Origin of the sequence: Draconibacterium halophilum (assembly GCF_010448835.1) — a bacterium.
In the GTDB taxonomy this organism is placed as follows: Bacteria; Bacteroidota; Bacteroidia; order Bacteroidales; family Prolixibacteraceae; genus Draconibacterium; species Draconibacterium halophilum.
In genome coordinates this window covers 597941-620593 of the sequence record NZ_CP048409.1, presented here as the reverse complement: position 1 = coordinate 620593, position 22653 = coordinate 597941, and the positions used below count along the sequence as shown (strand labels likewise).

The 22653-nt window shown below is 41.3% G+C and carries 18 protein-coding genes and 1 tRNA gene; 5 read left to right on the top strand and 14 right to left on the bottom strand.

The features are described from left to right. Positions 1–81: 81 nt before the first annotated feature. From G0Q07_RS02310 to ispG, 4 genes are all read right to left on the bottom strand, one after another. Entirely contained in the window at positions 82–507 is a 426-nt protein-coding gene (locus G0Q07_RS02310) for a hypothetical protein (RefSeq protein WP_163344563.1), read from the bottom strand. A gap of 286 nt (positions 508–793) precedes the next feature. Further along, a complete protein-coding gene (locus tag G0Q07_RS02305; RefSeq protein ID WP_203532652.1) occupies positions 794–2884 on the bottom strand; it encodes a M3 family metallopeptidase in 2091 nt (696 codons plus the stop codon). A 141-nt stretch (positions 2885–3025) separates the two neighbouring features. Then, on the bottom strand, positions 3026–3613 hold the full coding sequence (locus tag G0Q07_RS02300; RefSeq protein ID WP_163344562.1) for a flavin reductase family protein: 588 nt from the start codon (positions 3611–3613) through the stop codon (positions 3026–3028). A gap of 599 nt (positions 3614–4212) precedes the next feature. Beyond that, positions 4213–6072 (bottom strand): (E)-4-hydroxy-3-methylbut-2-enyl-diphosphate synthase, encoded by a 1860-nt coding sequence (ispG, locus tag G0Q07_RS02295; RefSeq protein ID WP_163344561.1) that lies wholly within the window; start codon positions 6070–6072, stop codon positions 4213–4215. An 88-nt stretch (positions 6073–6160) separates the two neighbouring features. Here ispG and gldA point away from each other — a divergent pair, with 88 nt between their 5' ends. From gldA to G0Q07_RS02275, 4 genes are all read left to right on the top strand, one after another. Next, complete coding sequence (gldA, locus tag G0Q07_RS02290; RefSeq protein ID WP_163344560.1) at positions 6161–7066, top strand: gliding motility-associated ABC transporter ATP-binding subunit GldA; 906 nt, start codon at positions 6161–6163, stop codon at positions 7064–7066. Between the two features lie 28 nt (positions 7067–7094). Continuing rightward, positions 7095–8090, top strand: coding sequence for a glycosyltransferase family 2 protein (locus G0Q07_RS02285; protein ID WP_163344559.1), 996 nt, complete (start codon positions 7095–7097; stop codon positions 8088–8090). Between the two features lie 220 nt (positions 8091–8310). After that, entirely contained in the window at positions 8311–9564 is a 1254-nt protein-coding gene (metK, locus tag G0Q07_RS02280; RefSeq protein WP_163344558.1) for a methionine adenosyltransferase, read from the top strand. A gap of 153 nt (positions 9565–9717) precedes the next feature. Further along, positions 9718–9790, top strand: a tRNA-Met gene (locus tag G0Q07_RS02275). A gap of 113 nt (positions 9791–9903) precedes the next feature. Here G0Q07_RS02275 and G0Q07_RS02270 read toward each other — a convergent pair. Next, entirely contained in the window at positions 9904–10764 is an 861-nt protein-coding gene (locus G0Q07_RS02270; RefSeq protein WP_163344557.1) for an alpha/beta hydrolase, read from the bottom strand. 418 nt (positions 10765–11182) lie between these two features. Here G0Q07_RS02270 and G0Q07_RS02265 point away from each other — a divergent pair, with 418 nt between their 5' ends. Beyond that, positions 11183–11629, top strand: a complete 447-nt coding sequence (locus tag G0Q07_RS02265; RefSeq protein WP_163344556.1) for a hypothetical protein — start codon at positions 11183–11185, stop codon at positions 11627–11629. 216 nt (positions 11630–11845) lie between these two features. On the opposite strand, the gene efp is transcribed toward G0Q07_RS02265, so the two are convergent. The 9 genes from efp to G0Q07_RS02220 form a co-directional block, all read right to left on the bottom strand. Beyond that, positions 11846–12415: an elongation factor P gene (gene efp, locus G0Q07_RS02260; RefSeq protein ID WP_163344555.1), complete on the bottom strand. Its 570-nt coding sequence runs from the start codon at positions 12413–12415 to the stop codon at positions 11846–11848. A gap of 93 nt (positions 12416–12508) precedes the next feature. Then, the gene (locus tag G0Q07_RS02255) at positions 12509–13243 is read right to left on the bottom strand and encodes a DUF3108 domain-containing protein (protein ID WP_163344554.1); all 735 of its coding nucleotides are present in this window, start codon (positions 13241–13243) and stop codon (positions 12509–12511) included. Next, positions 13240–13953 (bottom strand): tRNA (adenosine(37)-N6)-threonylcarbamoyltransferase complex dimerization subunit type 1 TsaB, encoded by a 714-nt coding sequence (tsaB, locus tag G0Q07_RS02250; RefSeq protein ID WP_163344553.1) that lies wholly within the window; start codon positions 13951–13953, stop codon positions 13240–13242. Before tsaB ends, G0Q07_RS02255 begins: the two co-directional genes overlap by 4 nt. A 33-nt stretch (positions 13954–13986) precedes the next feature. Further along, a complete protein-coding gene (locus G0Q07_RS02245) occupies positions 13987–15636 on the bottom strand; it encodes a carbamoyltransferase C-terminal domain-containing protein (RefSeq protein WP_163344552.1) in 1650 nt (549 codons plus the stop codon). Beyond that, a complete protein-coding gene (locus tag G0Q07_RS02240; RefSeq protein WP_163344551.1) occupies positions 15629–16630 on the bottom strand; it encodes a DUF6427 family protein in 1002 nt (333 codons plus the stop codon). The genes G0Q07_RS02245 and G0Q07_RS02240 overlap by 8 nt, the downstream gene beginning before the upstream one ends. 83 nt (positions 16631–16713) lie before the next feature. Further along, entirely contained in the window at positions 16714–17982 is a 1269-nt protein-coding gene (gene purD / locus G0Q07_RS02235) for a phosphoribosylamine--glycine ligase (protein WP_163344550.1), read from the bottom strand. Positions 17983–18009: 27 nt separating this feature from the next. After that, positions 18010–21087, bottom strand: coding sequence for a protein O-mannosyl-transferase family (locus tag G0Q07_RS02230; RefSeq protein WP_163344549.1), 3078 nt, complete (start codon positions 21085–21087; stop codon positions 18010–18012). 103 nt (positions 21088–21190) lie between these two features. Further along, positions 21191–21931: a peptidoglycan editing factor PgeF gene (gene pgeF, locus G0Q07_RS02225; protein WP_163344548.1), complete on the bottom strand. Its 741-nt coding sequence runs from the start codon at positions 21929–21931 to the stop codon at positions 21191–21193. Then, positions 21924–22601 carry a Crp/Fnr family transcriptional regulator gene (locus tag G0Q07_RS02220; RefSeq protein ID WP_163344547.1) on the bottom strand — a complete coding sequence of 226 codons (678 nt, stop codon included), beginning with the start codon at positions 22599–22601 and terminating at the stop codon, positions 21924–21926. Before G0Q07_RS02220 ends, pgeF begins: the two co-directional genes overlap by 8 nt. Positions 22602–22653: the final 52 nt, after the last annotated feature.

The following is a 22653-nucleotide window of genomic DNA, read 5'->3' as shown; positions in this document are numbered from 1 at the left end:
CTAATAATACGCATAAAAAAATGGTACCTCAATCCGAAATGCCATTTTCATATTTTTAAATAGAATTAAATCTTGCGAATACTACTTCTTTTCAATACTCAACAGATATTCACTTTTTGGAGCATAATTTAAAATCAATTGATCCCCCTCGGCACAATGCTCAAACAATTCTTTATCAACGTCGAGCTTTATATCGTCAACTACAAACTCAAACTTTTCATTATAAGCCTTAGAAATGTTGCTGCCCAGTGCAGAGGCATGATAAATAGTTGACTTTGATTTGTTTCTCAAGGTTTTTATTACCTGAACTTTTTCATTGAATTGTAAATCCTGGTAATATTTGTAACACATCAGAAAACTTAGGAGCAACGAAATACTAAATGTTCCGACAACAATTAGACCTGCCATTTTTATATTTAATCCATTCGGATTCAAATCAAAGAATATCTCGTAAATCACTACTCCAATAATTGTCGACAGAACAAAAACGAGCAGTGATAAACTCATTCGCATTTTACATTGATTTCTCAAATTCCTCTTGTCGCCTTCAGTAAGGCCCCGATGCATTTGTTTGTTTTTGGCTTTCATTGTTTGTATAGGCTATTGCTATCGATAAAGATATAAACTTACATCATTTTAATGCCTGCAATTTTTCTGCTTCTGAACACCAATGAATTCTAGTAGCAGTTCAAGAACATATCCACAAAAAAATGGTACCTCAAAACGAGATACCATTTTCAATATTATGTAGTGATAGGCTCACTTCGAGTGAGTCCATCATGTGTTGAAAAGCTTACAATAATCCGCTGCGCTTTAGCAGTGCATCAACCTTTGGTTCCTGTCCGCGGAAACGTTTGTAAAGGATCATCGGGTGCTCTGTTCCTCCTTTTTCAAGAATGTTTTTGCGGAACGAGGCAGCCACTTCTTTATTGAACAAGCCTTTTTCTTTGAACACGCTAAATGCATCAGCATCCAGCACTTCGGCCCATTTGTAACCGTAATATCCTGCTGCATAACCACCGGCAAACAAATGCCCGAATTGTGTACTCATACAAACGCCATCGATTTCCGGGAAGATCTGCGTTTTCTTCCACGCACTTACTTCAAAGGCTTTTACATCGCCTTCAAAAGGTTTTTCAAGTGTATGCCATTGCATATCTAAATAACCAAAACTTAACTGGCGAATTGAAAGATAACCGGCCAGGTAATTTTGTGAGGCAACGATTTTCTGAACCAGCTCGGCAGGAATTGGCTCGCCGGTTTCGTAATGTTTGGCAAAACGATCGAGGAAGTCTTTTTCAACTGCCCAGTTTTCCATTATTTGCGATGGAAGCTCAACAAAGTCGCGGTATACGTTGGTTCCCGACAGACTTGAATAAGTTGATTTTGCCAGCATTCCGTGTAAAGCATGCCCAAATTCGTGCATTAATGTCTCCACCTCGCTAAACGTTAGCAGCGCGGGTTTGCTTGAAGTCGGACGGGTAAAGTTCATTACAATGGTTACATGCGGACGCGAATCAACGCCATTATCCATCCACTGGCCTTTAAAATCGTTCATCCAGGCGCCTCCACGTTTTCCGGGGCGCGGGTGAAAATCGGTGTAAAATACCGAAAGGAAAGTACCGTCGGCATCAAAAACTTCGTAGGCCGTAACCTCATCGTTGTAAACCGGAATGTCTTTATTTTCTTTAAAAGTTATGCCAAAAAGTTCGGTTGCCAGACCAAAAACACCGTCAACCACACTGCTTAATTCAAAATAAGGTTTCAGCATTTCATCGTTCAGATCAAACTTCTCCACCTTTAGCTTTTCGCTGTAATAGCTCCAGTCCCAAGGCATCAAATCGCCTTCAAAACCATTCTTGCGGGCATATGCTTCAATCTCTGCTTTTTCCTCTTTTGCCACTTTGTACGATGCTTCATACAAATCGTTAAGCAAGCCGTAAACACCATCGGCATTCATTGCCATTCGGCGCTCCAAAACGTAATCGGCGTAGTTTGTATAGCCCAAAAGCTTGGCCATTTCCAAACGCAACTCAGCAATACGTTTTACATTTTTCTGGTTATCAAACTCATCGCCTTTAAACGATTTGGTATTGTACGCCATGTACAGTTCTTTACGCAATTCACGGTTGTCGGCATATTTCATTACCGGCAAATAGCTAGGCATCGAAATATCGAAAATCCAACCTTCTTTGTCTTTTGCTTTTGCTTTTCCGGCAGCAGCTTCCAACGCGCCTTCCGGCATACCGGCCAGTTTGCTTTCGTCGGTGATATTGAGCTGGTAATTATTGGTTTCCTTTAATACGTTCTCACCAAAATCGAGACTTAATTTCGATAACTCGGTGCTGTACTCACGGAACTTCTCTTTATCGGCATCCGATAAATTTGCTCCGCTGCGAACAAAACCAATGTAGTTGTTCTCCAGAAGTGTTTCTTGCTCGGTGGTTAAATCCAGCTCGTCTTTTTTGTTGTAAACTGCTTTAATGCGTTCAAAAAGAACCGGATCTAACGAAATGTCGTTCTGAAAGGCAGTAAGCATTGGCGATACTTCTTGTGCAATGCTCTGCAATTCGTCGTTGGTTTCCGAACTCATCAGATTAAAAAATATACCTGCTGTACGTGTTAACAAACGGCCAACCTCGTCTAACGCAACGATGGTGTTTTCGAATGTTGGTGTTTCCGGATTATTCTTAATTTTTTCAACGTCGGCCTTCCCTTGTTTTATTGCTTCTTCGAAAGCCGGCATAAAATGCTCGTTCTCAATTTTGTCGAAAGGTGCCGCATCGTGCGGTGTATTAAAGTCTCCGAGTAAGGGATTTGTTTGTGCTGTTACCATTCCTAAATTCATTAAAAAAATTACTGCTAATAAATAGATGCTCTTCATTTTATCACAATTTAATATTATTCTGACTAGTCTTCAGAAAGTTAAAAGGATTACAAAAAAAGGGCGGAAATTGTTTAAAAAGAATGATTTATTTCACTTGTAAATAGGGAACTAAACTCTTTCTCTCTAATGATGTAAAGATTATTTTTTTCGTTTCTTTTTCGTTTTCTTTTTTTCGACTGACCAACCAAACTTGCCAATACGTTTTCCCATGCCGAAATAATGACCATGACTGTAAACCAAAGGATTTGCTTTTGAGAAGCTAAAAGCCTGCTCTTTATTCATATAGGTATCATCAACCGAAACGCTAAGCACTTCGGAAATAAACATGTGGTGTGAACCCAATTCCACGATATCTTTTACACGGCATTCGATATTTACCGGCGACTCCTCGATAATTGGTGCTTTTACCATTTTGGCGGGGGCAGGTGTCAGGTTCATTTCTTTCCATTTGTCGTATTTGCGCCCTGAGCGACAACCACACCAGTCGGTTGCTTTTGCCAGTTTTTCGGTGGTGAGGTTGATTACAAATTCGCCGGTGCGTTTAATAATATCGTACGAATGACGCCCCGGGCGAACCGAAATATAACACATGGGCGGATCGCTGTTTATAGTGCCCGTCCAGGCAATGGTAATAATATTGTGTTCTTCGGGATTTTCGCCACAACTTACCATTACTGCTGGCAAGGGATAAATAATGGTTCCGGGTTTCCAGTACGTTCGTGCCATATTCTTTTAATTTTATCAATTTCTACCCAAAGATAGAAAATACAGGGCTTTGGCAATACTCTAACTTCACGTCCGGGTGAACGTCATGATGACATTGCGTCACCGATCGATAGTTCTTAATTCCTCATGATAACGTTGCGTCACCGATCGATAGTTTCCCAAATGTCAACCTGACACTGCTTCTCCGAAAGGTTTTTCACCAAATGTACTGAGTACATTGCTCTACCTGTTCCGAGTTCTCCAAACGTACTTAGTACATTGCCTCACATGGCGGTTTTCCAGAGATCGTAGTGAGTACGATGCCAAACAAAACATTCATAATACTCTGGAATCACCAACAGAGATGAAAGTAAATTAACAATGCAACATAATACCGTTATCAGAACGGGCTCCCCTCGCGAGGGGAGCTCCCAACAGGGTGAAGGGTAATGTATTTACAATTAAAACACTACCCTTTTGTCTGTAAACATTTTCCCTTTCAAGGGAAAACAGCTTTTATGCATGGCTAATTATAATAGAGATAGTTCAAGTGACTTTCAAAAAAAAGGATCCAACCTCTAAAAAGACCGGATCCTTCTCCATATAATAATTTGTATCTATTAATCTTCCGGATCTTTCCAGTCGCCATTCTCGCGAATCAGCTGTTCGAGTTCTTCCACAGCATTTTCGTAAGGAATGTGGCGTTTTATTGGTTTCAGGCCTTTATATAAATTCACTTTATTATTGCCCGCTCCCACAAAACCATAATCCACATCGCCCATCTCGCCGGGGCCATTTACCACACAGCCCATGATACCGATTTTTAAATGATCGAGATGTTTGAAATGTGCTTTTACGGCGCGGGTAGTTTCCTGCAAATTAAACAGTGTTCTCCCACATCCCGGACACGACACAAACTCGGTTTTGGTTACGCGCATGCGGCTGGCTTGCAATAAAGCAAAACTCAGATCTTTCAGTTCGGTGAAAGTAATATTTTCGTTATCGTTCGACAGGCAAATTCCATCGCCGTATCCGTCAATCAGCAAACCTCCAAGATCGGCTGCAGCAGTAATCTGAAGATCGTCTAAACGACTCTCATTATATTGACGGAAAAGCACAACAGGCACTTTCCAGATATGCGTTTCGAGCGACATAAAGAAAGCTCGCAACTCCGCCATTGGGTTGGCGTTGTGGCTTTCAAGAATGAGGACAGTTTTCCGGGTCTGTTTCAGTTTCATGATGATCTCGGGGTGCATATCCATAAAACGGTCGAATTCCGCTTTGTCGGTACGAATGAATTTCATTCTTCCCCAGCGTGTACTTTCAAATAAGTATTCCTCAAGCGTAATTACCGGATATTCTTCGCCTTCGATATCAAGAATTTTGTTTCCCGAAACAAAATAATCGGGAACCAGTTTCCCCCTGATCGGGATCATTTCGCGCAAACTCCTGTCGCCAAGGTCGGCGATAACAACCGGCAGTTGCTTCCCTCCCATGTTCAATACCGGACGGGTATCGCGGCGCTCGTATTCAAACGGATTGGTTTGTGCAATCAGTGGTGCCGAAATAGGCTCGTGATTCTGGTAGCGTTTAAAATGATTCATCAATTTTAAAGCCACCGGAATTTCATTTAATGGTGCCTCGGTTAACGAAATGCGCACCGTATCACCTATTCCATCACTCAATAGTGCGCCAACTCCCACGGCCGATTTTATGCGCCCGTCTTCGCCTTCGCCGGCTTCGGTAACCCCTAAATGGATGGGGAATTTCATATCTTCAAGACGCATTTTAAAGTTAAGCAAACGAACGGTATAAACCATTACCCGTGTGTTGCTCGACTTGATAGATACTACAACATTTTTAAAATTTTCCTTTTTACAAATACGAAGGAATTCCATTACCGATTCGGCAATTCCGGCCGGTGTATCGCCATAACGGCTCATTACCCTGTCGGAAAGCGAGCCGTGATTGGCACCAATTCGCAATGCTGTTTTGGTTTCTTTCAGCATTTTAAGAAAAGGCACAAACTGCTTTTCAATTATAGCAAGCTCCTGATTGTACTCTACATCGGTGTATATTTTATTTTTGAATTGCGCTCGTTTATCATAGAAGTTCCCCGGATTGATACGCACTTTTGATACGTATTTGGCAGCTACTTCTGCTAATCTCGGGTTGAAATGTATATCAGCGATCAAAGGCGTATTATAGCCTCTTTCAACTAACTCTTTCTTGATAACCTTAAGGCTTTCAGCATCCGACATCCCCTTTACAGTTACCCGCACATAATCGGCACCAGCCTTAACCACTCGGATAATCTGCTCTATGGTAGCTTCGGTATCCGTGGTGTTGGTATCGGTCATTGTTTGGATGCGGATGGGATTATTGCTACCGACAGGAACTCCCCCGATATTTACTTCTGCAGTTTCTTGTCGTTGATAGCGGGTTAAATCTTTAATATAGTTGAAATTACGATCCTTCATCGATTAATCTGTTAAGCTGAGTTGCAAATTTAAGCTAATGCTTCTAAAATAAAAAGAATAGTCTATTTTTGTTTTGTATTCTATTTATATGATAGTTGAAACAAGGAATATCACGAAATTGTTTGGGAAACAGAAAGCACTCGACTCGATTAGTTTTACTGTTAACAAAGGCGAACTGGTAGGTTTTTTGGGTCCGAATGGCGCCGGAAAATCAACCACCATGAAAATCATTACCGGTTTTCTGCCACAAGATAAAGGCGACATTTTGATTGATGGGCAAAAAGTATCGGGGCAAAACCTCGAATACAAAAAGCAAATTGGCTATTTACCCGAACACAATCCGCTGTATACCGACCTTTATGTGAAAGAATTTTTGGAGATAACAGCGGGATTCTACCACCTGAAAAATAAGAAACAACGTGTTTCAGAAATGATCGAGTTAACCGGACTTGGAATTGAGCAGCACAAAAAAATACGTGCCCTCTCAAAAGGCTATCGCCAGCGTGTGGGCTTGGCACAAGCATTAATTCACGATCCGTCGATATTGATTATGGATGAACCAACAACCGGCCTCGACCCCAACCAGCTGGAAGAGATTCGGGCACTGATACGCGAGATCAGCAAAGAGAAAACGGTAATTCTGTCGTCGCATATTATGCAAGAAGTGGAAGCCGTGTGCAACCGCGTGCTTATTATCAACAAAGGAAAAATTGTTGCGGATGGCGATATTAAGGATGTAAAAGCCGGAATCAATATCCAAAACCAGGTTGTTATTGCCGGGTTTAAAGAAAAGGTCTCGGAAGAACAGCTAGTACAAATACCCGGCGTAAACAGCGTTACCATAAATGAATTGGGCTGGGAAATTGAAGCCGGAAGTGCAGCAGATATCCGTCAGCACATTTTTCAGTTTGCCGTTGATAATAAGCTCACATTGCTTACCCTTTTTGAAAAACAACAAAACCTCGAGAACGTGTTCCATCAGCTTACACGGTAAATCAATTCGTACAACAACGGCACTATAAATGCATCCTGAAGTTTCAGTAATACTACCCTTTTTTAACGCCGAACTCTCCTTACAGCGTGCCATCGACAGTGTTTTGCAACAAAGTTTTACCACGTTCGAACTGCTTTTGATAAACAACAACAGCACCGTCAAAAGCGAAGAAATTGCAAAACAGGCTGCGCAAAACGATTCGCATATAGTTTTACTAAACGAGAAAACACCCGGGGTAGCCAATGCCATGAATTGCGGATTAAAAAACGCCCGTGGCCGGTTTATTTCCCGAATGGATGCCGATGATGTCGCTCATCCCGAAAAACTACAGAAACAATACAACTACCTCGAAAATAATCCGTCAGTCGATTTTGTGGGCAGCGAAGTTGAATATGTTCCACACATTGAAGAGAATAAAGGTTTTCGGCGATTTGTAGATTGGGTGAATTCGTTTCATACTCCTGAAGAAATTAAACTAAAGCAGTTTATTGAGATTCCGGTAATTAACCCGACCATATTTTTTCGTCGGCAGTTATTTGAGAAATATGGTGGCTGCCGCGACGGCAATTTCCCCGAAGATTACGAAATGCAATTGCGCTACCTGAGCCACGGAGCAATAATGGCTAAACTGCCCGAAAAGTTGCTGGAGTGGCACGACTACTCCACCCGGCTAACCCGCACTGATAAGCGATATTCTACCGAAGCTTTTTTTCAAACCAAAGCCGTTTATTTTAAACAGTGGTCGAAGAAAAACAATCCGTTTCACCCCAACATTTGGATTTGGGGAGCCGGTCGTAAAACCCGCCAACGGAGCGCTTTCCTTCAAGAACACGGGCTGAATATTGAGGGTTATATCGACATAAAAAAAACCAAACCCGATGCTATTTTTTATAAAGAACTTCCCCAACCCGGGAAGCTGTTTATTGTGTCGATGGTAACCAACACCGGTGCCGGAGAAAAAATCAGAGAATTCCTCCATCAAAGAAATTATTGTGAGGGGAAAGATTTTATTTTGATGGGCTAATATGCTCAATCTCGTTATTAAGAACAATTTTAAACAAGTTCTTTTTTATTCAAAATAAACCTATTACATTTGTTGCCGCTACGTGGAAAGATTTGAGATTGATTGCAACCACAGGAAAAAAACGCTAAAACAATCGCATTTTTCAATATCAATCGAACATCCCACAGTTTTATATTTAATGTTTAATGTGCTGATTAAATTCAGTTTAAAATGGGATTTTATGAATTATTTATTTACAAGCGAATCAGTATCGGAAGGCCACCCGGATAAGGTAGCCGACCAAATTTCAGACGCACTACTCGACCAGATACTGGCTTTTGATGCCAACTCGAAAGTGGCTATCGAAACCCTGGTAACAACCGGGCAGGTTGTTGTTGCCGGCGAGGTAAAATCGCAGGCTTATGTTGATGTGCAGGAAGTTACCCGAAACGTAATTAACCAAATTGGTTACACTAAAGCGGCGTATCGTTTTGATGGCGATTCATGCGGCGTATTAACGGCCATTCACGAACAAAGCGACGATATTAACCGCGGTGTTGACCGTGAAGAAAAAACCGAACAGGGTGCGGGCGATCAGGGAATGATGTTTGGATACGCCTGTAAAGACACCGAAAATTTTATGCCCTTAACACTCGACCTGTCGCACAAAATTTTGCAAGAACTGGCTGTTATCCGTCGCGAAGGAGAAGTGATGACTTATTTGCGCCCGGATTCAAAATCGCAGGTAACTGTTGAATACAACGACTCCAACGAGCCGGTGAAAGTGCATACAATCGTAGTATCGACACAACACGATGAGTTTGATGCCGACGAACCAATGCTGGCAAAAATTAAGGAGGATGTGATCAACATTCTTATTCCGCGTGTTAAAGCTCAATTATCAGAAAATGTTCAGGCTTTATTTAGCGACGACATTATTTATCACGTTAATCCAACGGGTAAATTTGTTATTGGCGGGCCACACGGCGATACCGGGTTAACAGGCCGAAAAATTATTGTTGACACTTACGGCGGACGCGGAGCCCACGGTGGTGGTGCCTTCTCGGGAAAAGACCCGTCGAAAGTTGACCGCTCGGCAGCTTATGCATCGCGCCATATTGCCAAAAACCTAGTGGCTGCAGGTGTTGCCGACGAGATTCTTGTACAATTGGCTTATGCTATTGGTGTTGCCCAGCCGGTAGGTGTTTTTGTAAATACTTACGGTCGTTCGAATGTAAGGGTAAGCGACGGCGAAATTGCTGAAAAAGTAAAAGCTATTTTCGATCTTCGCCCGGCAGCCATTGAGGAACGATTAAAACTGCGCAACCCGATTTACCAGGACACTGCTGCTTATGGCCACATGGGGCGTGAACCCCAAACCGTAACAAAAACTTTTGAATCGCCATACAGTGGGAAGGTTACCAGGGAGTTGGAGTTATTCACCTGGGAGAAACTCGATTTTGTTGACCAGATTAAAGAAACTTTCGGATTATAGTTCCGAGGGTGAGTATTAATATACGCCTAAAGGACGGTACTTGTGCCGTCCTTTTTTTTACTCAAAATTTTGCATAGATGTTGCAGTTTCAAAAAAAGGTATTATATTTGCATCCGCGTTCAGAGAGACATTTCATTTGAAATAAAAATATATTGCGGGATGGAGCAGTTGGTAGCTCGTTGGGCTCATAACCCAAAGGTCGTAGGTTCGAGTCCTGCTCCCGCTACTCAGATAAGCCAGAGGAATTTTTCTTCTGGCTTTTTTTTAGTTAAAATCCACCTGACATGTATACGGTTTGCAGGATCACATGGAATTCCTAAGTTTTTTACCAGAGTAGTATTAATGTTGGTGGAAAGTATTGGAAACAAAACCTAAAACAACCGGTAGCGATTCGCGCCAATAAGTCCAGTTATGTGCTCCATCGCGCACACGATATTCGTGTGGAATATTTCTTTTTTTAAGTTGAATATGAACTAATGAATTTCCCTCGTATAAAAAGTCATCGTCACCACAATCAATAAACCATTTTACCGATTCTAATTCTTTCTCAGGTTTCGTTTTAACCATTTCAAGAACGCTGTAGTTTTCAAACCATTCATCTTTTTGTTGATTGGTAGCTTCAGCCATGCCACGGCGTTTCAATTGATTATCAACATCTTCTCGGGTTAACGGCCCCGTTGAAGCACTTAATGGGCAAGCCGATGAAAACAAATCAGGTCGGTGTAATGCATAATAAAAGGTGCCACCACCTCCCATTGAAAGTCCTGAAATTGCCCGGTAACGCTTTTCTTTTCTTATACGATATTTCTCCTCTACATGTGGCATTAGTTCATCAAAAAAGAAATCTTCATAGCGCCAACCATTGGGTGTATTGGTGTAGCCCATTTGCTTGGTATCAGCATCGGGCATAACCACAATCATTGCAGTGGCAAGGCCTTCTGCTATCGCTTTATCGGCAATGTGCTTAATCTCTCCAAATTGCACCCACCCGGTGTGGTTGTCGGTAGCACCATGCAGCAGATAAAGCACTGGGTAACTCCTTTCAGAGGTCTCGTAATCGGCTGGCAAGTAAATAGCGTAGTTACGCTCCATGCCCAAAATTTCGCTTTTTACCTTGAGGTTATCCAATACTTTTCCTCCTTGGGCGAAGCTTAAAAACGAAAAAATGGTGAATATTAAAAGTAAATTAAGTTCTTTCATTGTTTTTTGGAATCATAATTCTTGTTTAAAACTATTATTTTAAATCGTACCCACCTATAAAAATGCACTTAATTCTTTTTACTGATCCTCAAACCGCCTATTATAAAACAACCACAAATGATGTGGAAGTATGCGGTTAAACTGTATTTGACGCATACAGAGGCAAGGACAATAAAAATTTTGTGATGTATCCCGGAAACTTTTATGGCTTCATTTTGAGGCTTCGCATGAATTAAGCCTCTTTCATAGGCATCACATCTAAGAAAAGGACAAATATTTGAATAAAATCTAGTCTAATTCTGTCTTTACCATCCTTACAAAATACCAATCTGTCGATAAAATCGCACGGTTCTTCTATTACATTTTCGCAACCGCTGTTTTGCACTTAGATTTGAATCAAATTAAAAAAGCAAAAGTCATGAAAACAAAAATTAAACAAGTAACAGCAGCAACAGTAATCGTTCTTTCTTTAATGGTATTTGGAATAAATGCAACAGCAACAAAACTTACAGTTTGCGAGACTGTTGACTCATCACTTCAGTTGGAAGACTGGATGACAGATGAAACAATTTGGAGCACTGCAAATAAAAATGCATTCGTTCAGGAAACAGATGCAAGCATGGAAATTGAAGACTGGATGACAAACGATGAAATCAGGAATGAAAATTACAGTTTCGTGACAGAAACGGAAAGCTGTCTTGAGATCGAAAACTGGATGATCAGCAAGAATACCTGTCTGGTAGTTGAAAAAGCAATTGAACCGGCATTGCCACTTGAAAACTGGATGATCGATGCGGGAAACCGGGATGTTAATGATTCGATGAAAGGATCGGAACTGGCATTTGAAATTCCAACGACAGAGTAAGCCTGTTGCAAAAGTATTCCGGTCTTTAATCAGACCGGAACACTCGCCCTAACCAAAAAGGGTTTACTATGAAAAAATGCCTACACAGCCTTTGCGATGTAGCATTAAGTATACGCGTTTAATTTGTATAAAGTTGTCAGTTATCTTCCGTTTTAAAATGAAAAAGCGGGCCCTGTAAATTCCAGAGCCCGCTTTCGCTATTAGAAGTAAATTTGTTTACTGTTTTACACGCTCGCTGTAAGAACGGTCGGCAGTGCTTACACGAATTACATCGCCTTCGTTTATAAACATTGGCACCATAACTTCAGCACCTGTTTCAACTGTAGCAGGTTTTAATGCTGTTGAACTTGCCGTATTTCCTTTTTCACCTTCAATGGTTTCCGTAATTGTTAGTTCAACCTTATCGGGCATTTCAGCTGTTAAAGGCAATTCCTCCTCTGCATGAAACTGGATTTCAACCATCTGACCTTCTTTCATCAGATCATTGTTTTCCACCATTGTTTCCGGAATTGAAATTTGTTCAAAAGTTTCCGTATTCATCATATTCAAGCCCATATCATCACGATACAGAAACTGATAAGGACGACGTTCAACACGAACATCATCAACTTTAACACCTGAATTAAATGTATTTTCGATTACCTTTCCGTTTTTTACATTTTTTAGTTTTGTACGTACAAAAGCGGGACCTTTACCCGGTTTTACGTGAAGGAATGATACAATGGTGTAAATATCACCTTTAAACATGAAACACATTCCATTTTTAAAATCTGCTGTAGAAGCCATGATAAATCTTTTTCTTTTTATAAACGCTGCAAAAATAATTAAATCCGTTAAAAATCAAGCATTTCTAAACGCTTTTACTCAAAAGCCCGAAATCTACTTTAAAGATTGTTCAACACCATCTATCTTGTAATGTTTAATTTCTGCCTTCAACGAACCTACCCGCATATCAAACTCAATAAAAACAGGCACCTTTTCATCTTTTGCCAGATAAAACCTTACTCCGTCCGACTTTTTCAAAACCTTTCCTTTTCTTACGGTTGGTGTTAATACATAACATTCAACATCGCCAACATCAGTTTCAACTTTATCATCGCGCAGGTACTTTATCGATACATCAGATATTTTATCGGCATTTATAGTTGGATAAATAACTGCATCACCAGGCTGAAGAAGCTCAAATGGATTTTTGTTCACAAAATAAAAGAACACCGAAACCAGGTCAAGCAAATCATTAGGAACTGCACGCCAGCCACTTCGGGTACTATTTATAGAATCAACATCGTGATAGAAAAGTGTTTCGGTATAGCGCCGGTAACTTCCTTCTTTTACATTTCGGATTGTCTTTACCGGAAGCCGTGTTTCGGCATCTACGTACGTTTCGTAAATATCGTAAACACCATATAGCTTGTTGGCCAGGCCGGTGGTTTTTCCCATCACATGGTAATGAATGGCTGGCCGACCGTTAAAAACGGTATCACTTATTGTCATTTCAGCTTCGCCACCTTTTACAAAACCAAACTTCAGGTCGAATTTTAGCGAAATGTCTTTTGCGGATAACGATTGTGTTGCAAAAACAATAACAATCAATATGGAGAATAACTTGTTCATTTTAATACTTTGTTTTTCGGAATGGTTGCTACAAAATCCTTTAAATAAAAGGGCTCGAAATAAGCAACATCTTCAAATTCCTTTTTGTTGTACTTAATTTCTGCCAGATTTTGCATAAACCGTGCCGTTGTTTTCTCAGGCCCGTTAAACAACACATTTTCATGCGTCAATTTTTCCCTGCACTTTTCGGCACCGTTTCCAAAAAACAATATCTTTTTTGTATTAAGATGATCTGCAAAAGCATTTTCATCAATGATTTCAGCAGTTACATTGCTTACCGCTTTTCCCGTTTCATCAAACAAAGCGGTATAAACTTCCATTCGGCGGGCATCAATCATCGGACAAAACAGCAATTCTTCGCCGTCTTTGGCTTTGTAGAATTCGCCAACATTCTCCACAACATAATTCCCCATCGCCTCAATCGATCCAATACCTATAAGCGGTTTGCCCAATCCGTAGCATAGCCCTTTTGCCACCGAAACGCCAATGCGTAAACCGGTGTACGATCCCGGACCTTTGCTTACCGCCACTGCATCAATTTTATTGATGTCGAACTTATTTTCGCTAAAAAGATCCTCTATAAAAACAGTCAGTAACTTCGAGTGATTTAAACCCTCAGTGCTTTCTTTTTGAGCAAGCGTTTTCCCGTTCTCTGCCAATGAAACCGAACAAACTTCGGTTGATGTTTCGATATTTAAAATAATTGCCATTTGAATTCTATTAACAAACTTCTGCAAAAATAGTTAAAGCTGAACAAACTTTCCATTTAAAACCACTCCGTCAAGCTGCATTTTTTGTGCCGATTGCCATGCATCCTCTTCGGTATGAACGATGGGTTCGCCACCAGCGTTGAACGAAGTATTTATCAGCGCTTTTATACCGTATTTTTCATCCAGGCGTTTTAGTAATGCAAGCAAAAATGGATTATCTGCCTCATCTGAAATAGTTTGAAAACGTGCCGTTCCATCCACATGAATCGCTCCGGTTATTTCCTGTTGTTTCTCAGGAAGAACGGCAAAATCAAGTAACATAAATTTCGACAAAGGATGAACAGTTGACTGCCCCGTAAAGTATTTTACATTTTCTTCCAAAGCAACCGGTGCCAGCGGACGATACCATTCGCGGCTTTTCTTTTCCCTACTCAACTTTTTTGCCAGTTCCTTTGATCCGGCAAAAGCTAAAATACTGCGATTTCCTAAAGCGCGAGGTCCTGCTTCGCCAAAATTATTACATACACCAACCAGCTTTTTCGTTGCCAGTTGATCGGCCACTTTATTTATCGTTTCCTCCGAAAAATCAGTTTTGTAATTTTCAATTCCCCAATTGTTTAAATAAGCTGAGTTCTCTTCTACTTTTCCATGTTTCTTCCACTCAGCAAAAGCTGCTGCTCCCAGTGCCAACCCCGAATCTTCGGTGCACGGCGGTATAAAAACCTGCTGAAACATTCCTCTATTTACAATTCGTGTATTGGCTACAATATTTAATGCCGATCCGCCGGTATAGTACAAATTTTCAGTACTGGTTTTTTCCTGCAACTTTTGTAGTTTTGTTACTATTTCCTGCGTAAAAAGCTCCTGCAAGGTCGCTGCTACATCCTGAATAAAAGGATCTTTCTGATCAAAATATTTTAGATCTACTCCCCAATCCTTTTTGGCAAGCTCGAAAAACACGGAGGTTTTTCTCCAAATATCCTGAAAATAATTGTTGCTTTTTAACCACTTACCTAATTCGGGTCGGTAATTCCCAAGCCCTGAAAATCCCATAAATTTTCCGGGAACAGCATTTTGCTCGGGCAGCCTGGCACCGATAATAGCAAATACCAAAGCATTCGCGTTAAACAAGGTCGAATACGGCTTTAAATCCCAGTGGTATTCCAGCCACTCCAAACGATTATTCTTATATACTGCCGCTGAAAAATTGCTTAAACTGGCGCCGCCATCAAAATGAACCAGCAAACTGTTATCCCGAAAATTTCCAAAGAAAGGCAGGCATGAAAATAGATGCGCCAGCTCGTGGTTCAACACCCAGGCTTCTTTTTCCTCGCCAAACCACCAGCATTTTCCTTTTTCCAACCCGATTGACAACTGTTTATTGAGTGGAGCTTCAAAACGCACCTCTCCACTTTGTAATAAAAAGGTGCGGCCCACCACATTATCAACAAATAGCAGGTCGTAATCCCTACCCAGTAGTTTTTTTTCTTTTAAAACCGTTTTAAGATGAATATGAAGCGTATTATCTCGTTTGCGGCGCGAAATCCGTTCCTGTTGTAAAAACCACTCCACTTTCCCGTTTTGCATCAACGCCATATTATGATCGTGCACATAAAACGGGTGTTCATAATCAAACCGATCCTGAATACCATAAATCGCCAAAGTGGGCTTGTTATTATCCATTGAAAAAATCGAATGAAAACTGCATTGAAACGACAATAAGCACTAACAAAATAAAAAGCAACTCGCTCCAAAAGCGGCTTTTCATAAATACAAAGAGATTAGCAATGAGGTAAGTTACGGGGATTGCAGTAATAACCAACATTTCTTGCGAGGTTACCGGAATAAAAGTAAAACCTACCAACGAGAAAATAAAGATCCAGAAAAACACAATGAAGTATTTTCGCGAGCTGATCTTTTTAGAATCGTATTGCCCAAACATACCTATACTTCCGGTAATCGTAAATAAAATTAGTGTAACCAGGTAAACCTGTAAAGGAATATTTGAACGAAAATGATTTACGGATGTGAAGATATTTTCATTCAAAATACTGAGGCTTCCGATAAGGTGATCGGCCAAAATTGCATGGGCCGTAGCAAAAACAAATGGAAGCAGAAAACCAACGAGTAGCGTAATAAATTCACGCCAGCCGGTTTCGCGACCAAGTAAAGCAATACCAACAATAAAAGCAGGCAATAACACCACCAGGTTTAAATAGAAAAGTGCTCCTACACCCAATAAAAATCCAACATCGAATGTGGAAGAATACGCTTTTTTCGTTTCAAAAATGGCAAACAGCCGGTAAATTGCAATTAGCATAAAAAAAGCACCAAAATACACCGGATGTAATGTGTGCATGGGAACAAAACCACCAACAATAATAACAAACAATAAAGCGGGCAGTTTACTTTTAATACGAATAAACATGTAGCGGTCGTTTACCAGCTGCATCAGGTAAGCCAGTAAAATGGTCATCACAATTCCGATAACAACCTGTACCAGAGGCTTGCCATCAACCAGCCGATAAATGAAATAATAAAGTATGTTTTGAGGTTCGCCCGTGAAATAGTCGTAGGCAAACGGATGCTGCAAGCTCTTTATCCAAAATGCTATTGTTACCAAAGGCACCAGGAATAAACTTACAGAACTGTTCGACTTCAACTTTTTTAATATCATGCCATTTTGCTTCTCAACTATTCAGGGTTTTCAGGGTCAGGTCTTTGATCCTCTCACCAAAACTACTATTTATTGGTTTCCGATTACAGATCGAATCCCAGATCTTTCCGGTAATATTTTCCTTCGAAATCGATTTTAGCAGCATTTTTAAATGACGTAGCCAAGGCATCTTTCATATCCTTACCGTACGAACTTACGGAAATCACACGACCTCCGGCAGTAACCACATCTTCGCCAGCTTGTTTTGTTCCTGCATGGAAAACAATGCTATCAGTTACTTTTTCGGTGCCGGTAATCACTTTTCCTTTTTCGTAACTTCCCGGATATCCACCCGAAACCAACATTACAGTTACTGCTGCACGATCGTCGAATTCAATCTCTTTTTCTCCAAGGGTTCCACTGGCAGCTCCGTCAAGCAGATCAACAAAATCAGATTTTACGCGTAACATTACAGCTTCGGTTTCCGGATCGCCCATACGAACGTTGTATTCAATTACATAGGGTTCGTTGTTTACATTAATTAGCCCTAAGAAGATAAATCCACAGTAGTCAATTCCATCTTTTGCCAAACCTGAAACCGTTGGTGCGATGATCTGTTTTTCAACCTTTTCCATAAATACAGCATCGGCAAACGGTACGGGAGTAATAGCTCCCATTCCGCCTGTGTTCAGGCCGGTATCTGCTTCTCCAATTCGTTTATAATCTTTGGCTTCGGGAAGAATTTTATAGTCTTTCCCATCAGTAAGAACAAATACCGAAACTTCCACGCCACTCAAAAACTCTTCGATAACCACTTTACTGCTGGCTTCTCCAAATTGCCCATCGAGCATTTCTTTCAAGGAGTTTTGCGCCTCTTCCAGCGAGTCGATGATCAACACCCCTTTTCCGGCGGCCAATCCATCGGCTTTCAGTACGTAGGGCGCTTTCATGGTTGTCAAAAACTCAATTCCTTTTTCAAGGTTATCAGTAGTTACCGTAAAATATTTGGCTGTAGGAATATTGTGGCGAGCCATAAAAGCTTTGGCAAAATCCTTGCTTCCTTCCAGCTCGGCACCGGCTTTTTTCGGACCAACAACTTTAACTGAAGCCAATTCCGGATCGGCAGCAAAGAAATCATGAAGTCCTTCTACCAAAGGCACTTCCGGCCCCACAAGCATCAGATCGATGTTGTTTTCGAGCACCAGTGTTTTTATTTTCTGAAAATCAGAAACACCTGCATCAAGGTTGGTACCCAATTCGGATGTACCGGCATTCCCCGGTGCAAAAAACAAATTATCTATTTTTTCGCTTTGTTTAATTTTCCATCCCAAAGCGTGCTCTCTTCCTCCTGCACCTACAATTAAAATGTTCATCAGTATACTGCTTTTAATTTTTTACTATTACATGTTGCTAAATCGTTCGAAATAGCTTTGCAGGCTTCCGCCAATTTGTTCAGCTAATTCGCTATTTCCCGCATTTTGAGCCGAGCGTTGCATTTTTTGTAAATAAAACAGCTTTCGCTGAATCTCTTCGCCAAGACCGGCCATAAATCTTGGTTGTAACGCGAAATAATAATTCAGTTCGTCGTTAAATACGTTATAAGCTGTTTCAACCATTTCAAGCCCTTTGTCGTTAGCACCAGCTTTAACATAACTGTCGGCCAATTCCAGTGCAAAATATTCGTAAGGCACAATACTATTCGGTATCAACTCGTTGCATCGGTCAATAACAGCTATGGCCGAATCGTGCTTCCCTTCTTCAACCAATGCCGATGCCAGGCGGTTAAAACTGTTGCGAATATTAGTCATCATGCGCCTATTGGTTTCATCGAGGTAAACATCCGGATCATTCATATTTCCCCAATTAAAATCGTTCATCAGGTTGTTGTACATTATAGTTGTATTCACCCGGCCAAACTTCAATTGCTGTGGATTACTCGTGGTTTTTATAGGCACCAAACGGAATGCAAAACCTTCAACCTGGAAATAATCGCTGAGGTTCATGTATTTGCTGCGCCCAACAGTAATCGACCAGTATATAGGACGTTCCCAGTTGTTGGTTGCCAGCATATCCAGAATCATCATCTCATCTTTCGACAACATACTTTTTCCTGATAGATCGATCACAATCTCGTCAACAATTTTGTCGTAATCTTCCGGAGCAACCACTTTATTTCTGATCACCGCTTCTTTATCCACCTTAAAGTGAATCTTCTTTTTCGGGAGATAAGAAGCATTGTCGGCCTGTTGCAATTTGGTAGCCGGATTTTCATTCGCAATAAAATCAACGGCTTCTTCCAAACCAATGAAATCGCGTTTTATACGCGAATCATCTAGTAAATAAACGGCATCTCGGGTTCCCAAACGATATTGATCGGGCTTCAATGTATATTTAATCGGTTCCGAATCGTAAGCTTGTCTGCGCATCTGATTAATGTACCAATCGGTTTGCAGGTAACTAAGGTTGCACACGCGAACATCGGTTCTAACACCTTCCACCTCCTGGTTATACCACAGCGGGAAAGTATCGTTATCGCCGTTGGTGAATATTACCGAATTGGGCTCGCAGGTTTTCAGGTAATTTGCACCAAAATCTCGGGCAGTATATCGCCCCGAACGATCGTGATCGTCCCAGTTTTGAGCCGCCATAATTCCGGGAACAAGAATCAGTGTTACCACCCCCGCAATTCCACCGGCAATCGTTTCAGGAATATATTTTTTCAATGTCTCTGAAATGGCCAGCACTCCCAGACCAATCCAAATGGCAAAGGCATAGAACGAACCGGCATAAGCATAATCTCGTTCGCGCGGTTGGTGCGGATACTGATTCAGATAAATTACAATTGCCAAACCGGTAAGTACAAAAAGCAGGAATACCACCCAAAGTCCTTTCCGGCCCTCTTTCCCGCGGTTGTACTGGAAGAAAATTCCAAGAATTCCGAGAATTAACGGCAGAAAGAAATAGGTATTTCGGGCTTTATTATTGCTCAAACTGGTAGGTAAATTATCCTGATCGCCTAAACGTGCTTCATCAAGAAATTTTATGCCGCTCAGCCAATTCCCATTCAATATCTCTCTGTGTCCCTGAATATCGTTTTGACGGCCTACAAAGTTCCACATAAAGTAACGCCAGTACATATGGTTTACCTGGTATGAAAAGAAAAAACGCAGGTTCTCTCCCATGGTAGGCTTCACAATAACTTCAGTTTCTCCGCGCTCGTTGCGATGCTGTATTCGCCTACCTTTTATCTGTCCCCATTGCTGATAATCCTGTGCATGCTGCGGATCCATCGAGCTCCACATACGTGGAAAAACGGTCGTGAATTTTTCGTCGTAATTGGGAGTAAAACGCGTATATGTAATGACGTATTTCCCGTCGATTTGCGAATAAACCGGACTTCCTTCCGACACCCGATCTCCCACTTTGTATGGCGAATTATAGTATTGCCCGCTAAACAAGGGGCGCGATCCGTATTGCTCGCGATTCAGGTAGCCCAACACTGCAAAAATATTATTCGGACTGTTCTGATCCATTGGCGGCTGTGCCGACGAGCGAATAATTATTATTGCAAAGGACGAGTAACCAATAAGAATTACCACAATACCCAGCAACACCGTATTCCAAACCACTTTATGTTTTTTATGGGTATAATAAACTCCAAAGGCTAAGGCTGCAATAACCAACGCTACATAAAAGAAAACGCCTGAGTGATAAGGCAAGCCAAAACCGTTTACAAACATCAATTCGAACCACGATGCGATTCGCACAAATCCCGGAATGATGCCGTACATTATAGCGCCCAGAATGATTACCGAAGCTACCAGCGCCCAGATAATTCCTTTGCGGGTGACTTCATATTTTCTGAAATAATACACAAAGACAATAGCCGGAATGGCCAGCAGGTTCAGCAAGTGAACACCGATTGACAAGCCAATTACGTAAGCAATAAATATCAGCCAGCGGTTGGCATAAGGTTCGTCAGCTACGTTTTCCCATTTTAGAATGGCCCAAAACACCACAGCGGTTAACAACGACGAACTGGCGTAAACTTCGCCTTCAACAGCGGAAAACCAGAATGTATCGGAAAAAGTGTAAGCCAAAGCTCCAACAAAACCTGCTGCAATAATCGAAATGGTTTGTCCCAGCGTAGCTTCTTTAGCTTTTACCACCAGCTTTTTTGCCAAGTGAGTAATGGTCCAAAACAGAAACATAATGGTTCCGGCACTGGCCAAGGCAGAAAGAACGTTTACCATTTTTGCTGCTCCTTCAGGTTCGGCAAACAAGGTAAAAAAGCGGCCAACAATCATAAAAATCGGTGCTCCCGGTGGATGACCGACTTCAAATTTAAAAGCTGTTGTAATAAATTCGCCACAATCCCAGAAACTTACAGTGGGTTCAATGGTCATTAAATAAACAATGGCTGCAATTAAAAAACTAAGCCAGCCAAATACGATATTAAACAATCTATATTGCTTCATTTTCAAGTGATTTCTGAAAGCGTAAAAGTTCGAAATTTTTAATAGTTGCGAAGATAAGGCTTTTGATGAAAACTCAGAGAGTTGGAGGGCAATTTAAACCTTATTAAGATTTCAGCATAATTCCCGATACCATGCGCCCGGTATCCACTCCTTCGCGGCGAGCCGAGTAATACTTTTCTGCCTCGGAAAACGAGCACGCTCCCAACACCTCGATATTTTGTGCCGGCACCCCGTGTTTTAGCAGCAACTGCCGGTTAGCCTCCCAAAGGTTAAAATGAAATTTGCCGTTACCGTTTTTGTACAACGTTGAATCAACGTTGGGAATCGATTTTCGGGCAGCAGCTACCACCTCATCGCCCACTTCGTATATTTCGGGGCTTATTGACGGCCCAATTGCAGCCACTATATTTTCAACTGAAACGCCGTAGTTACGTGCCATTTTACTCACTGCCTTTTCAATGATTCCGCCAATAGTACCGCGCCATCCGGCATGAATGGCTGCAATAACTTTTGCCTCCGGATCGTAAAGTAACACCGGAACACAATCAGCCGTTTGCACACACAAACACAGTCCAGCTTGATTGGTAACCAGCGCATCGGTTTCTGAAATAACGGAATCGGGAACCTCCTGAATATCGGCTACACAGCTGCTGTGCGTTTGATTGGGATAAACCATTTGTACGGCTTCCAGCTCCAGTGCCTCAGCCAGCTTTCCTTTATTTTCAGGAACATTACTGTAGCGCACCCGTTCTATCGGCAATGTGTTTTTTGTCGTGGTAAATGCAAATAGTTGAGTAAACGGTTGAAATATATTGTAGCGGATCAAATCCGGCGTTTTATTCATTCTTCAATATTTTATTTAAACCCTGCTTATCGAGCAATGTAACGGTTTTCTTTTCAATTTTTATGAGATTCTCGTTTTGCATGTCGCCAAGTACACGCGCCAACGATGGCCGGGTTACACCAAACATTTCGGCCAGTTGTTGTTGTGTATTTTTTAGCTCAAACGAATGATATAAATCGCCCGCCTGCTGAAGCAAAAAATGGGCAACTTTTTCCTTAATCGTTTTAAAACTCAGAAAATGTAATTTCTGCGATAGAAATTGAGCCCGTGTTGAAATGCTGTTCAAATAATTGCGCAACAAACGGGTATTTAGTTGCAATAATTTCAGGAACTCAACAACCGGAATAGCCAGCAACTCAACCTTTTTATTAGCAGTTACTGTTACCGGGAATTTATTTTCTTTTCCGAACAAAAAAGCAGCTGCCAGTGGACGTGGTGCTTCAATGTCCTCTATTTTTACCGTTTTCCCCGAGTAATCAATCATCTCGCCCCTAACACTTCCGGAAAGCACAATAAACAAATTGGCCACTTCCTCTCCTCCCTGCACAACAATCTCATCTTTCCCGAACTTGCGTACCTGGTAATGGATTTTTGAGAATAACGCCCGGCACTCCTCATCAGGAATACCATGAAACAACGGACTTTTAACAAGAACTGAATAATCTATCATTTTGTAACAATTGATACATTTTGCCTAACACCGGCACCCTATTTTTGTTGCG